At 72.1% G+C, this 13,731-nt stretch carries 12 protein-coding genes; 11 read left to right on the top strand and 1 reads right to left on the bottom strand.

The annotated features are described in order from the left end of the window. Nucleotides 1–91: 91 nt before the first annotated feature. The 11 genes from Q8791_RS26320 (at nucleotide 92) to Q8791_RS26270 (ending at nucleotide 12,463) form a co-directional block, all read left to right on the top strand. Nucleotides 92–2,143, top strand: coding sequence for a helix-turn-helix transcriptional regulator (locus Q8791_RS26320; RefSeq protein WP_330094502.1), 2,052 nt, complete (start codon nucleotides 92–94; stop codon nucleotides 2,141–2,143). Between the two features lie 60 nt (nucleotides 2,144–2,203). Further along, complete coding sequence (locus Q8791_RS26315) at nucleotides 2,204–2,389, top strand: hypothetical protein (RefSeq protein ID WP_330094501.1); 186 nt, start codon at nucleotides 2,204–2,206, stop codon at nucleotides 2,387–2,389. 66 nt (nucleotides 2,390–2,455) lie between these two features. Continuing rightward, entirely contained in the window at nucleotides 2,456–2,779 is a 324-nt protein-coding gene (gene tatA / locus Q8791_RS26310) for a Sec-independent protein translocase subunit TatA (RefSeq protein WP_330094500.1), read from the top strand. Between the two features lie 300 nt (nucleotides 2,780–3,079). After that, complete coding sequence (gene tatC / locus Q8791_RS26305) at nucleotides 3,080–3,910, top strand: twin-arginine translocase subunit TatC (RefSeq protein ID WP_330094541.1); 831 nt, start codon at nucleotides 3,080–3,082, stop codon at nucleotides 3,908–3,910. Nucleotides 3,911–4,011: 101 nt separating this feature from the next. After that, nucleotides 4,012–4,449 (top strand): DUF397 domain-containing protein, encoded by a 438-nt coding sequence (locus Q8791_RS26300; RefSeq protein WP_330094499.1) that lies wholly within the window; start codon nucleotides 4,012–4,014, stop codon nucleotides 4,447–4,449. 95 nt (nucleotides 4,450–4,544) lie between these two features. Further along, the gene (locus tag Q8791_RS26295; protein ID WP_330094498.1) at nucleotides 4,545–5,441 is read left to right on the top strand and encodes a diacylglycerol/lipid kinase family protein; all 897 of its coding nucleotides are present in this window, start codon (nucleotides 4,545–4,547) and stop codon (nucleotides 5,439–5,441) included. A 12-nt stretch (nucleotides 5,442–5,453) separates the two neighbouring features. Then, complete coding sequence (locus Q8791_RS26290; protein WP_330094497.1) at nucleotides 5,454–8,303, top strand: DEAD/DEAH box helicase; 2,850 nt, start codon at nucleotides 5,454–5,456, stop codon at nucleotides 8,301–8,303. 188 nt (nucleotides 8,304–8,491) lie between these two features. Beyond that, nucleotides 8,492–8,899 carry an aspartate 1-decarboxylase gene (gene panD, locus Q8791_RS26285; protein WP_330094496.1) on the top strand — a complete coding sequence of 136 codons (408 nt, stop codon included), beginning with the start codon at nucleotides 8,492–8,494 and terminating at the stop codon, nucleotides 8,897–8,899. Between the two features lie 147 nt (nucleotides 8,900–9,046). After that, nucleotides 9,047–9,304: a hypothetical protein gene (locus tag Q8791_RS26280; RefSeq protein WP_330094495.1), complete on the top strand. Its 258-nt coding sequence runs from the start codon at nucleotides 9,047–9,049 to the stop codon at nucleotides 9,302–9,304. A gap of 333 nt (nucleotides 9,305–9,637) precedes the next feature. Then, nucleotides 9,638–10,927 carry an MFS transporter gene (locus tag Q8791_RS26275; RefSeq protein ID WP_330094494.1) on the top strand — a complete coding sequence of 430 codons (1,290 nt, stop codon included), beginning with the start codon at nucleotides 9,638–9,640 and terminating at the stop codon, nucleotides 10,925–10,927. 318 nt (nucleotides 10,928–11,245) lie between these two features. Then, nucleotides 11,246–12,463, top strand: a complete 1,218-nt coding sequence (locus Q8791_RS26270; protein ID WP_330094493.1) for a DUF4352 domain-containing protein — start codon at nucleotides 11,246–11,248, stop codon at nucleotides 12,461–12,463. Nucleotides 12,464–12,509: 46 nt separating this feature from the next. Here Q8791_RS26270 and Q8791_RS26265 read toward each other — a convergent pair whose 3' ends face one another. Next, complete coding sequence (locus tag Q8791_RS26265) at nucleotides 12,510–13,370, bottom strand: (2Fe-2S)-binding protein (RefSeq protein ID WP_330094492.1); 861 nt, start codon at nucleotides 13,368–13,370, stop codon at nucleotides 12,510–12,512. Nucleotides 13,371–13,731: the final 361 nt, after the last annotated feature.

The raw sequence follows: 13,731 nt of genomic DNA, 5'->3' as shown, positions 1-13,731 counted from the left end.
GTACCGTCGTTGCTGAACCGGAGAGGGACGACGCGCCAACGCGCGCCCCTGCCGGTCAATCCACCATGCGCGGGCGAGAAGGGTGCGGACGATGTCTCGCAGGAAGACGGAACGACAGCTGAACCTGGTCATCTGTCTGTTGTCCACGCGCCGCCACCTGACCGCCCAGGAGATCAGGCAGACGGTGCACGGTTACGCCGAGGCGGACACCGAGTCGGCGTTCAAGCGCATGTTCGAGCGCGACAAGCGCGAGCTGCGCGACAGCGGCATCCCCATCCAGGTGGGTACCGGTGACGCGATCAGCGGCGAGGAGGGCTACCGCATCTCCCGCTCCGACTACGAGCTGCCGGAGATCGAACTCCTCCCCGACGAGGCCCTCGTCCTGGGGCTGGCCGCCCGCGCCTGGAGGCATGCCTCCCTGGGCGAGGCGGCGGCCAACGCCCTGTTCAAGCTCCGTTCCGCCGGGGTCCCCGTGGACAGCGAGGCGGCACCGGGGCTCACCCCGGCGATGCGCACCGACGAGCCCTCCTTCGGCCCCGTCTGGCAGGCGGTGCGGGACCGGCGCCCCATCTCCTTCGACTACCGCAAGCCGGGTCAGGCCGAGGCCGAGACCCGCGAGATCGAACCCTGGGGCATCGTCAACCTGCGCGGCCACTGGTACGTGGTCGGCCACGACCGGTTGCGCGACGCCCGCCGGGTGTTCCGCCTGGGCCGTGTCCGCGGCGAGGTGACCGTCCTGCGGGGAGGCCCCGACGTGGTCATCCCCGAGGGCGTCGACCTGCGCTCGGTGGTCGCGGGGCAGACGGCCGAGCCCGAGCGCACCGCCATCCTGCGGGTGCGCGCCGACTCGGCGCACGCCCTGCGCCGCCGCGCCCTGCGCGTGGTCCCCGGTGAGCGGGACGGTTCGGGGAACGGCTGGGACACCCTCAGCTACCCCTACTCCGACACCCCGGCCCTCGTCCGGCGCGTCGCCTCGTTCGGATCGACTGCGGAGGTCGTCGAGCCCGCAGGGGCCCGTGAGGCGATGGCCGCCCACCTGGCGGCCACGGCCGAGACCGCAGCGTCGGGGACGGCGGAGCCCGTCGGGCGCGGCGCCGAGGAGACCGACGCCCCCGCTCGCGGGCCCCGCTCCGCCGACCAGCTGCGCCGGCTGCTCATGCTGGTGCCCTATGCCCTGGGCCGCGACGTGCGCGTGCCGGAGGTCGCCGGGCACTTCGGGCTCAGCGAGAAGCAGGTCGTGGCCGACCTCAGCCTGCTGTGGATGTGCGGGCTGCCCGGCTACACCCCCGGCGACCTCATCGACGTCGACCTCGACGCGGCGAGGGAGACCGGCGAGATCATCATCGCCAACGCCGACACGCTCGCCCAGCCGCTCCGGCTGACCGCCGACGAGGCGGCGAGCCTGGTCGTGGGGCTGTCCCTGCTGGAGACGCTCCCCGAGACAGAGGGGCTGGAGGTCGGCGCGCTCAAGCGGGTGGGGGAGAAGCTGCGCACCGCGGCCGGGGTGGCCCTGGGATCACTGGCCGACTCCGTCCAGGTGCGCGTGGAGGGGGACGAGCAGGTCGCCCGGACCCAGCGCCGCTGCGCCGACGCGCTGGAGTCCGGCCAGCGCCTGCACCTGCGCTACCTGTCGGGGTACCTGGACCAGGTCACCGAACGCGACGTGGACCCCATGGGCCTGGTCGTGCAGGACGGCTACCACTTCCTGGAGGGGTACTGCCACCTGCGCGAGGACGTGCGACTGTTCCGCCTGGACAGGGTCCTGGAACTGACCGTCCTGCCCTACGCCGCACAGGTGCCCGAGGGGGTGGGCCGCCGCGACCTGTCCGCGGGGGTGCTCCAACGCTCCGACCGCGACGCCCAGGTCACGCTCGACCTGGAGCCCACGGCCGGCTGGGTGACCGAGGACTACGTGTGCGAGTCGGTGACCGAGCTCCCCGGGGGCGGGGTCCGCGCCACCCTGCGCACCCCTGCTCCCGCCTGGGTGGTGCGCCTCGCGCTGATGCTGGGGCCGCAGGGGCGCGTGGTGGCGCCCGAAGCGCTCGCGGAGGAGGCGCGCGCCGAGGCAATGCGGGCGCTGGAGTACTACCGCACGGAACGAACCTGTGGGAAATTGGTCGATACCACTTCGTCGCCCGAGTGAGGCCGAGCTGTTCACCGGGGTCAGGGGTGGCTGTCACTCAGCAAGGGATAAGGTGAACGCGTGATCGTCCTCGCCGTCCTGTTCGGTGTGTTCGCAGCCGGACTCGCCGTCGTCGCGGCCCTCGCACTACGGGTGCGCCGCGCGGCGGGTGTGCTGTCCGAGCAGGTGACACGGGCGTCGGGCGAGTACCGGGCGAGCAGTGCTGACCTGCGTGAGCGCGTCGGTCGAAGCCGTGCGGGGGCATGATGGACCCGCATTCGGATACGCGTACCATCGAAGGCGCTTGTTCGCGCCCCACAGAGAGGTAGAACCATGGGACCGTTCAACGGACCTACCCTCGCCATTCTGGCGATCCTGGCCCTGTTGCTGTTCGGAGCCAAGAAGCTTCCGGACCTGGCCAGATCCCTGGGGCGCAGCGCCCGCATCCTCAAGGCCGAGAGCAAGGGCCTGATCGACGAGGACGAGAACTCCGAGGCCAACGGGGCGCAGACCCAGCAGGCCTCCCAGCAGCAGAACCCCCCTGCCGGGCAGCAGCAGCCGCAGCACCCCCAGCAGCAGAACTACCCGCAGCTGCCCCCCGGCCAGCGCATCGTCGACGAGTCCGGTGAGACCACCCACCGCACGTACGGCAACTGATCCAGACACCACACCGGAGCGGCGGGCTCCGCGGTGCACAGCACCGCGTGACGCCGCGGCTCGGTGTCAGCGGCCCGTCCCACGACGGAGCCGCGGGACGTCCGGCGCCGAGAGGCGGACCGCTCCCGTGGCCGGGCACCCCACAGGCCCGGACGCGGGCGCCACACGGGCGCGGCGCCCACCAGCGGTGCCGCGCCGCACGGTTGTCAGGGGAATCCGCGCCGACGGCGCGGACCCGGAGGAGAAGAGAGTGACCACACGATGAGCGCACGAGGCCGGGCGGTCAATCCGGAGGCCCGGATGCCGCTCATGGAGCACCTACGCGAGCTGCGCAGCCGACTGACCAAGGCGGCCATCGCGCTGGCCGCGGGCGCGGTCGTGGGCTACCTCCTCTACGACTACGTGTGGGCGTTCCTGGTGGAGCCCTACTGCTCCCTGCCGGTGTCCCAGGTGAACGGGCCCGACGACTGCTCCCTCATCGTCACCGGCCCCTTCGACGCCTTCTTCGTGGCCTTCAAGGTCTGGCTGTTCGTCGGGGCGCTCGTCTCCGCGCCGTTCTGGCTGTACCAGCTGTGGGCGTTCGTCGCCCCCGCCCTGCACGGACGCGAGAAGAAGTACGCGTACATCTTCGCGCCGCTGGCCGCCCTCCTCTTCGCCGCGGGCGCCGCCCTGGCCTACGCCATCACCTCCATGGCGCTGACCATGCTGTTCGGGTTCCTCCCCGACGACGCGGACCCCTTCCTGACCATCGGCGAGTACCTGAACTACATGCTCATCATGATGGGCATGTTCGGTGTCGGCTTCGTACTGCCCCTGCTGGTGATCCTGCTCAACATCTCCGGGGTCCTCCCGCACGCCGCCATCGCCAAGTGGCGCCGCGTCATCATCTTCAGCGCGTTCCTGATCGCGGCGGTCATCACCCCGGCCGAACCGATCTCCATGCTCGCGCTCGCCGTGCCCCTCGTCCTGCTGTTCGAGATCGCCGAGCTCTTCGCCTTCCTCAACGACAGGCGCAAGAAGCGCCAGGACCCCTACGCCGACCTGGACGACGACGAGATCTCCGAACTCGACGAGACCCCGTCCTCCCTGGACGGGCCCGATGTCGGGGAAGAATCCGGAAAACGCTCCTGAGCGGCCCCGTCACGCGTTAGGGTCGGGCGGTGGGGCGGGCTTCCGCCCCCGTCGACCCGGTGCACCACGGGCCGACCCAGGCCGTGGAGAAGGGAAGTTCGATGAGTGAGCGGACCGAGGCCCGACGGGAGCTCCCTCCCGAGGCCATGGGCAACGAGAAGTGGCACGACACCACCGACGCCGTCTGGATGCGCTCCTCACTCTCCAAGGAGGAGTCCGAGGCGGTCGTGGAGGTCGCGACCTTCGACGACGGCTTCCGCGCCGTACGCGACGGCAAGTCCCCCGAGAAGGGCACGCTGTACTTCACGCCCGCCGAGTGGGACGCCTTCGTCCTGGGCGCCCGTGACGGCGAGTTCGACATCCCGGAGGAGTACCTCACCGAGGAGGAGCGCCGCATCCAGAACGGCGAGGTCGACGTCGAGGTCGCGTGGGTGCCCTCCCCGCTGAACACCCCGAAGGCGATGGAGGAGTACCATCGCCGCCAGCGCGAGGAAGCCGAACAGCGGGAAAAGCGGACCCAGGCCTCCGAGGTCTCCTGAACCCACCCCCGCGCGCACCCGGGCGCGAGGGTGCGCGGGCGACCTCCACAGCTCCGAACTCCCTCCCTGTCCCTTCCGGGGTAGCAAGGACTGGTATGCCCCCACACATCGCTCTTCTCGTCAATCCCAACTCCGGCCGGCGCCGCGCCGCGGTCACCGGGGTGCGGCTCAAGCAGGCGCTCCGGGAGGCCGGAGCCCGGGTGCACGTCTACACCGGCAGCTCGGCCTCCGACAGCCGCAGGATGGCCCGGCTGGCCGCCTCCGACCGCCCAGACGCCCTCGTCGCCGTCGGCGGTGACGGACTGGTCCACCAGGCCCTCCAAGGGGTCGTGGGGACCGGAGTCCCCCTGGCCGTGGTCCCCACCGGGACCGGCAACGACATCTCCCGCGCCTTCGGCAGCCCGCGCGGGTCCACCCGTGACGTGGCCGCCGCGATCCTGCGCGGGCGCACCCGCCCCGTCGACGCCGTGCGCCTGACCCTGGCCGACGGGACCCAGCGCTACTACCTCAGCGTTCTGGCCTGCGGGTTCGACGCCCGTGTCAACGAGCGGGTCAACAACTTCCGGTACAGCGTCGGCCGCGCCGGGTACGTGGTCGGCCTCCTGGCCGAGCTGCGCTCCTTCAAACCCGTCGACTTCGAGATCGAGGTGGACGGACGGCTCATCGCCGAACCCGGCATGCTCGTCGCGGTCGGCAACACCAGCGCCTACGGCGGCGGCATGCGCGTGTGCCCCGACGCCGAACCCGACGACGGCCTCCTCGACGTGGTCTTCGTCCGGGAGGGGCCGCTCGGCCGCTTCCTCCGGGTGTTCCCCCGCGTCTTCAACGGCAGCCACACCGGGCTCGACGAGGTGGTGGTCGAACGAGGCCGCTCCGTCACCATCCGCGCCGAGTCCGGCGCTGCCTACGCCGACGGCGAGCGGGTCGGTGATCCGCCACTGGTCTGCGAGGTCGTACCGAAATCGGTCGAGATGTTGGAGCTGACCTCATAGGCTGGAGGCCATATGAGTAGTCACTCCGAGCGGTACGCCGCCTTCCGGCGGCGCCAGGCCGCCTCCAGCCCCGCCATCGAGACCTTCCAGGGCCTCTACGGGTTCGAGTTCGACCCGTTCCAGGTCAAGGCCTGCCGGGTCCTGGAGAACGGCCACGGGGTCCTGGTGGCCGCGCCGACCGGGTCCGGCAAGACCGTGGTCGGCGAGTTCGCCGTGCACCTGGCCCTCAGCGAGGGCACCAAGTGCTTCTACACCACGCCCATCAAGGCGCTGTCCAACCAGAAGTACAACGACCTGGTCAAACGCTACGGCGCCGACCAGGTCGGCCTGCTGACCGGAGACAACAGCGTCAACGGTGAGGCGCCCGTGGTCGTCATGACCACCGAGGTACTGCGCAACATGCTCTACGAGGGTTCCTCCACCCTCGGCGGGCTCGCCTACGTGGTGATGGACGAGGTCCACTACCTCGCCGACCGCTTCCGCGGCGCCGTGTGGGAGGAGGTGATCATCCACCTGCCCGAGTCGGTGCGCATGGTCGCCCTCTCCGCCACCGTCAGCAACGCCGAGGAGTTCGGCGAGTGGCTGCAGCAGGTGCGCGGCGACACCACCGTCATCGTCGACGAGAAGCGGCCGGTGCCGCTGTGGCAGCACGTCATGGTCGGCAACCGCGTCCACGACCTGTTCGTGGACATGGAGGAGGACACCGGCCAGGAGGAGGAGTCCGACTCCGACGAGGGCCGCAGGAAGAGCAAGCGCAAACGCGAGCGCCGCCGCCCCCAGCAGCACCGGGAGATCGAGGTCGGCGGCCAGAAGCTGCGGATCAACCCGACCCTGATCCGGTTCGCCGAGGAGGACTCCCGGGTCACGCAGCTGGCCAACCGGCGCCGCCACCCGCAGTCGCGGGCCCGCGGCAACGTCCGCCCGCGGTCGCGGTTCACGCCCCCGACCAGGCCCTCCATCATCGAGGAACTCGACGACGACGGCCTGCTGCCCGCCATCACCTTCATCTTCAGCCGGGCCGGCTGCGACGACGCCGTCCGCCAGTGCGTGGCGTCGGGGCTGGTGCTCACCAGCCCGGAGGAGGCCGCCGAGATCCGCGAGTACGCGGAGACCCGGTGCGCCGACATCCCCCCGGCCGACCTGGCCGTGCTCGGCTTCGACCAGTGGCTGCGCGCCCTGGAGGCGGGCATCTCCTCCCACCACGCGGGGATGCTCCCGACGTTCAAGGAGATCGTCGAGCACCTGTTCTCCCGGGGGCTCATCCGCGCCGTCTTCGCCACCGAGACCCTCGCCCTGGGCATCAACATGCCGGCGCGGACCGTGGTCATCGAGAAGCTCGACAAGTGGAACGGCGAAGCGCACGTCCAGCTCACCCCGGGCGAGTACACACAGCTCACCGGTCGCGCCGGACGCCGGGGCATCGACGTCGAGGGCCATGCCGTCGTCGTGTGGCAGGCCGGGACCGACCCCGAGGCCGTCGCCAGCCTCGCGGGCACCCGCACCTACCCGCTCAACTCCAGCTTCCAGCCGTCCTACAACATGGCGGTCAACCTGGTCGGCCAGGTCGGCCGCCGGCGCAGCCGCACCATGCTGGAGGAGTCCTTCGCCCAGTTCCAGGCCGACCGCGCGGTGGTCGGACTGGTCAAACAGCTGCGCAAGCACGAGGAGGCGCTCGACGGCTACGCCAAGGCCGCGGAGTGCCACCTGGGCGACTTCATGGAGTACGCCTCGTTGCGCCGCGCCCTGAGCGACCGGGAGTCCATGCTCTCCAGGAACCGTTCGGCCCAGCGCCGGGACGACGCCCTGGAGAGCCTGGAGAGCCTGGAGAAGCTGCGCCCGGGCGACATCATCCGGATCCCGTCGGGCCGCTTCTCGGGGCACGCGGTCGTGCTGGACCCGGGGCTGCGCCACGACCTGCCCGCGCCGCTGGTGCTCACCGTGGACAAGCAGGTCAAGCGGATCAACGCCAGTGACTTCACCGTCCCCGTGCACCCGTCCGGGCGTCTGCGCATCCCCAAGTCGTTCTCCGCCAAGTCGCCCAGGTCCCGCCAGGACCTGGCCTCCACGCTGCGCAACAAGCTCAAGGAGCGCGGCACGGACCCGGTCTACGAGCGGGGCGGACGCGACGCCGGCGAGGACGCCGAGGTGCTGCGGCTGCGCACGGAACTGCGCGAGCACCCCTGCCACGGGTGCGCGGACCGGGAGGACCACGCCCGCTGGGCGGAGCGTTACTTCCGGCTGAGCCGTGAGACCGAGTCGCTGCGCCGCCGGGTCGAGGGCCGCTCGCACGTCATCTCCCGCACCTTCGACCGGGTGTGCGGAGTCCTGGAGGACCTGGAGTACCTGTCCGGGGACAGCGTCTCCGACGACGGGGGCCGTCTGGCCAAGATCTACTCGGAGCTGGACCTGCTGGTCGCCGAGTGCCTGCGCCGGGGGGTCTGGAAGGGCCTCAACCCGGTCGAGCTGTCCGCGGTCGTGGCCTCCCTGGTCTACGAGGCGCGCCGCAACGACGACGCCTACCCGCGCGTCCCCTCCGGGACGATCGAGGAGACCCTCGCCGAGATGCTGCGGCTGTGGGGCGAGCTCAACGAGGTCGAGTCCCGGCACCGGGTGACGTTCCTGCGCCAGCCGGACCTGGGATTCGTGTGGACGGCGCACCGGTGGGCGCGCGGTGACCGGCTGGACGACATCCTGCGCCAGGCGGACATGCCCGCGGGCGACTTCGTACGCACCGCCAAGATGCTGGTGGACATGCTCAGCCAGGTCGCCGGGGCGACCGGGGACCCGGAGGTGCGCTCCACCGCGCGCAAGGCCGCCGACCTGGTGCGCCGCGGTGTGGTCGCCTACTCCTCGTTCAACTAGCGGCGTTCCCCGCGGCGGAAGGCCGGGTGCCGCCGCCGCGGGGGAACACCGGGCCGGTCGGGGGCGTTCGTCGCATTGTGGGGCCCCGGTGGTCTGAGTCGGCACCGGCCGGGGCCATCATGGAAGACGCACGGGACCCCGACACAGGGGCCTGTAGTTCGCAAGACACCTGAAACGAGGCTCGAACAGTGCTGCGCACCCTCATCAACGGCAAGATCCACCGCGCCACGGTCACCCAGGCCGACCTGCACTACGTCGGGTCCGTCACGATCGACGCCGACCTGATGGACGCCGCCGACATCGTCGACGGCGAGCAGGTCCACATCGTCGACATCGACAACGGCGCCCGGCTGGTCACCTACGCCCTCGTCGGAGAACGCGGCAGCGGCGTCATCGGCATCAACGGCGCCGCCGCACGCCTGGTCAGCCCCGGCGACCTCGTGATCATCATCGGCTACGCCCAGGTCGACGAGGCCGAGCGCGCCGAGCACGTCCAGCACATCGTGCACGTGGACCGCGACAACAGGATCGTCGCCCTGGGCAACGACCCGGCGGAGCCGGTCCCCGGCGACGCCACGCTCGTCCCCGGGCGCTGACCGGCCCCGACCCGCACGCGGCGGACGCCCGTGCCGGCGCTCACGGCGTCGGCACGGGCGTCCCGTGTGTCCGCGGTCTTCCGGTACGCGCCGACGACTCCTGCAAACTGGCCGATTCCGGCCTGATCGGTCCCCCCGCTTCCGGGTATGCCAACAGTCGGCATGGACGACTCAGAAGACGAGGAACAGCGCCGGATCGCCGAGCACATCGAATGGCAGAAGCAGGGAGCGTGGGTCGTCGTCTGGGGTGGCTACACCCGCTGCTTCTGGGCGTACGCGTGCTGGCCGGTGGTCCCCGAGAGCGGCGTCGTCATCAGTGCGCGCGACCCGCACACCCTCTACGCGGAGATGCGCTACGTCGAACGCGAGCACGACTTCCTGCGCTGGCGCTACGGCCGCGGTTAGCGCGGTGCCCCTCGCGCCCGGCCGGGTGCGTCTCAAACGTGGAGCCGGGCGGAGTTCCCGGGCCCGGTTCCGGCGCCCTCCGGGACCGTCACCGTCCATGAGGCGTTGCCGGCGTCCGCGCCGGGCGTCGTGCGCCTGCCGCGCCGAGCGCCGGGTGCCCTGACGAGCTCCGCTCCACGTCGCGCGACCGGTCCTGCCCCGGACCGCGGGGGCGGCGCGTCCCCGTTGGCCGCCGGGGGACGGGCGGGCGGGGCGTGCCACCCGCTTCGCGTGCTGTGGTGAATGGGCGGTTACGATTCATCCGTATGTAGGACGAATCGGAGAGAAGGCCTCGTGTCGACAGAAACCACCCATGTCGGAGAGGCGCTCTCGGAGGAGACCCGGGCCCGTATCCAGCGCCGCACGGTCCTCGTCCTCATGCTCGCGCAGGTGGTCGGCGGCGTCGGCATGGGCGCGATGCTCGCCGTCGGCGCGCTCATCGCGCTCGACCTGAGCGGCTCGGACACCTGGTCCGGGATGGCCACGACCATGATCACCCTGGGCGCCGCCGTGTTCGCCCTGCCCTTGGCGTCCCTGGCCGCCCGCCACGGCCGCCGCCCGGGCCTCGCCCTGGGCTGGGTCCTCGGCGCGGTCGGCGGCACCACCGTCATCGCCGCCACCGTCCTGGAGACGTTCGCCCTGTTCCTGGTCGGGATGGTGTTCGTCGGAGCCGGGACCGCGACCAACCTCCAGTCCAGGCACGCGGCCGCGGACCTGGCGTCAGAGGCCACGCGCGGCCGCGACCTGTCCGTCGTGGTGTGGGCGACCGCCGTGGGCTCCGTGGCGGGCCCCAACCTCATCGGCCCCAGCGGGCGGTTCGCCGCCGGCCTCGGGCTGCCCGAGCTGCTCGGCCCGGTGGTGTTCACCACGGCCGGGTTCGTCCTCGGGGCGATCCTTATCTTCGCCCTGCTGCGCCCCGACCCGCTGCGCACCGCCACCGCCGAGCTGGCCCGCAGCGGAGCACCCGCCGGAGTGCGGCTGTCCGTGACCGGCGCCCTGCGCATGGTCGGGCGCAGCCCCGGCGCCCTCCTCGCGATCGTCGGCATCGTCGCCAGCCACACGGTGATGGTCGCGATCATGACGATGACGCCGGTGCACATGTCCCACCACGGTGCCGCGCTGACCGTCATCGGATTGACCATCTCCCTGCACATCGCGGGCATGTACGGCCTGTCCCCGGTCGTGGGCTGGCTCACCGACCGGTTCGGCCGGATCCCGGTGCTCCTCACCGGCCAGGTGATCCTGCTGGTCGCGACGGCCGTGTCCGGTACCGCCGGGCATGACGAGGTGCTCGTGACGACCGGGCTGGTCCTGCTGGGCCTGGGCTGGTCGTTCGGGCTGGTGGCCGGGACGGCGCTGCTGGCCGAGTCGCTGTCGGCCGACGTCCGCCCCCGTGTCCAGGGGGTCAGCGATCTGACCATGAACCTGGGCGGCGCCGCGGCGGGCGCGCTGTCCGGGGTGGTGCTGTCGCAGGCGGGGTTCGGCGGACTGAACCTGTTCGCGGCGCTGTTCACCGTCCCGGTGTTCGTGCTCGCGGTGCGCGCCCTGTCGGTCCGGTCCCGGAGCACCTCGACCACCTCGTGAGCAGGCCTGCGCAAAACACATCCGGACCTTTACCAGAAACGCCCCGGAAGCTGTCCTGCGGACCTGTGACCCGCGGTTACCGTGCAGTTTTGGGGCGTCCACCGGCCTCGGTGGGCGGATTCCGCTGACAGGGGGGTGTTCTCAGTGACCGGTCGAGAGCCCGAGGACGGGCCGGGGGAACAGTCGGAACCACGTCCGGATCCGGTGAACCACCACCCGCCGGAGGAATGGCGGCCCGGGGACCCGGGGGATCCGATCGAGGGCGGTCAGCAGCCCCCCGGAGAACCGCCGCACGAGTTCCCCCACCACGATCCGCACATGCAGCAGCCCCCTCCGGGCGGAGCGGTGACCCCGGGAGGCGAGGGACCGGGGGGACGTCCGGCACAGGGCCGGGCGGGGGACGCGTACCCCCCGCCGGAGCGGTTCGCCGGGGCGCATCCGTACCGGGCGCAGGACCCGTACTCGGGCGGTGACGCCTCCCGGTACCCGCCGCCCGGCGACCACGCGCAGGGGGGTGGTGTCCCGCCGGGGGAGCCGCCGGCCGGAGGCGGGACCGGACCGGGCGCCGGTGAGGTCTCCGAGGGTCCCAACGGGCCAGGGCAGGCGGGCTACGAGCACGCCGGGTACCCTCCTGGCCAGGGCGAGGCCGACGTCTCCGACGCGGGTGCGGGCGGCTATCCGGCCGGTGGCCCCCTGCCGGGGGACTGGAGTTCCGGTCAGGGGCCCGGCTACGGGGAGGGGGGCGGCTACCCGGCCGGACGGAAACCCGGGTTCGCCCATGACCCCGGGCACGCCCCTTCCGGTGAACACGACCAGGGACAGGCGTCGGAGCAGGGGTACGGCCAGGGGCCGGGTTATGGCCAGGGCTACGGTCCGGGGCCGGGGTACGGACAGGACCAGGCGCCGGGCTACGGGCAGGGCCCCGGTTACGGCCCGGGTCCCGGTTACGGGCAAGGTCCCGGCTACGGCCAGGGCTGGCCGCCGCAGGGCGGCTACACCTACCCGCCCCAGGGCGGTTACGGACCGCCGGAGGTCAGGACCACCCCCTGGGGCAAGATCATCGGGATCGGGTGCGGCGTCCTCCTGCTCCTTCTGCTCCTCGGCGGCGGGTGCACGGCGATCGCCCTGATCACGGCGGGCGTCGGCGACCAGGAGACGGAGGGGACCGGGCCCCAGGCGCCCGGCGACGGCGGGCTCACCGAGACCCTGGGCGCGGAGGTCACCGCGAGCGACACCGACTTCGAGCCCAGCCCGCTCTACGCCGAGGGCGTCTTCACGAGTGTCGCCGTGTCGGTCACCAACGCCGGTGAGGACCAGCTGGACGTCAACCCGCTCTACTTCAGCATCGTGGACGTGGAGGGCTCCGTCCACAGCACCAGCGAGGCGATCGGCATGGACGCCAACGAACTCGGAGCCCAGACCCTCGCCCCGGGGCAGACCACGTCCGGGGCGGTCACGGTGGAGGGGAGCGTCGACGCGGACCGCGTCGTCTTCGAGCCCTTCTACAGCGGCCCCGTCGAGGCGCCGGTCACCTGAGCCCGCCGGCGGGGCCGGCGCCGGCCCCGCGGAGGGAACGTGTCCGTCAGGGGGCCAGCGCGGGGTCGCGCAGCCACTCGGACAGGGCCTCCTGGCGCTCTCCGTCGCACTTGAGCGGGCAGGTGGTGCAGTAGCCGTGCTCGGGGTCGCCCTTGTAGTCGAAGCAGCAGGTGCCCCGTACGGCCCAGGTGCCGCGCGGGTTCTCGGGGGCGAAGGGGAACAGCCGGGGGCGTCTGCGCGTCACCGCGCCGGCCTCGACCACCGCGTCGGCGAGCCGCGTGGCCAGCTCCCAGGCCTCCTCCGCGTCCCGCCCCAGGTAGCGGGCCGGGTTGAGCATGTAGAAGTGCAGGGTGTCGAGCACCCAGCCCCACAGGGTGCGCCTTCCCGCGCGCGAGTGCGCGTGAAGGGCCTCGATGAGGGGCGAGAAGGTGGAGAACAGGTTCTCGGCGGCCAGTCGCAGCAGGTCGTCCTCGTCGCGGGCGACCACCGTTCCGGGGTGGTCCGCCGCCGGATCGTCCGGCAGGACGGCCAGCCGCGTGTCGACCGAGGCGGGGGTGCGGAACCGCGCCCGGGCGGTGTCCCAGGGCAGGTAGAGGCCGTCCGGTGCCAGGAGCGGCGCCCTCCCGGTCAGGTACAGGGACGCGGAGACCAGGAAGATGGGTTCGCGGAGGGTGACCCGCAGGAAGTTGGTGGCGGCCGGCAGCCGGTGGCCGGGGCCGTGCTCGGTCCGGAGCTTGTCGAACAGGATCGGCAGCCAGCCCTCCGACTCCAGGACGTCGGACCGGTACCACTGCACGCCGTCGGCCCTGTCGCGGGGGAGGTCGGCGGAGGAGACGAGCTCGGGCAGGGGCGCGAACTTGAGTCCCGAGCAGGCGTCACGGAGCGCGTCGAGCGGGTCTGGAGTCACCGTGGAACCTGCCCTTCGTCGTCGGCGCCGCCGTGTCCGGGGTGCGTCGTCGCAGCTCATCCCAGGTGGGATGAGGGCATACGCACCTCTTAAGTGAGGCTACCCTAACGACTGGCTGTGCCGCAATGAGTGCCGGGCTGTCCCGCATCCTTCCCGACAGGGCGGACCGGAGGTCCCGTTTCGTTCAAACCCCGGTCCGGATCCGTTTGCCCTGCGGGGTGCGGGGTGCGGGGTGCGGGGTGCGGCCGACCGTCCCGGGGGCGGAAGGGCGGCTCGCGGGGCCGCGTGAGCGTCCGCGCTCACCCGGCCCCCCCGCCTCACACCCGGTTCTCAGCCTGCGGGCTCCCCGTCCCCCGGGGCG

Origin of the sequence: Nocardiopsis codii (assembly GCF_036327455.1) — a bacterium.
GTDB lineage: Bacteria > Actinomycetota > Actinomycetes > Streptosporangiales > Streptosporangiaceae > Nocardiopsis > Nocardiopsis codii.
Note: the sequence above shows the minus strand (reverse complement) of the source record. Positions and strands in the feature narration are given on the sequence as shown.

Coding starts and splice junctions, on each gene's coding strand:
- Q8791_RS26320 (WP_330094502.1), top strand. CDS start 92: ATGTCTCGCAGGAAGACGGAACGACAGCTGAACCTGGTCATCTGTCTG.
- tatA (WP_330094500.1), top strand. CDS start 2,456: ATGGGACCGTTCAACGGACCTACCCTCGCCATTCTGGCGATCCTGGCC.
- tatC (WP_330094541.1), top strand. CDS start 3,080: ATGCCGCTCATGGAGCACCTACGCGAGCTGCGCAGCCGACTGACCAAG.
- Q8791_RS26300 (WP_330094499.1), top strand. CDS start 4,012: ATGAGTGAGCGGACCGAGGCCCGACGGGAGCTCCCTCCCGAGGCCATG.
- Q8791_RS26295 (WP_330094498.1), top strand. CDS start 4,545: ATGCCCCCACACATCGCTCTTCTCGTCAATCCCAACTCCGGCCGGCGC.
- Q8791_RS26290 (WP_330094497.1), top strand. CDS start 5,454: ATGAGTAGTCACTCCGAGCGGTACGCCGCCTTCCGGCGGCGCCAGGCC.
- Q8791_RS26280 (WP_330094495.1), top strand. CDS start 9,047: ATGCCAACAGTCGGCATGGACGACTCAGAAGACGAGGAACAGCGCCGG.
- Q8791_RS26270 (WP_330094493.1), top strand. CDS start 11,246: ATGCAGCAGCCCCCTCCGGGCGGAGCGGTGACCCCGGGAGGCGAGGGA.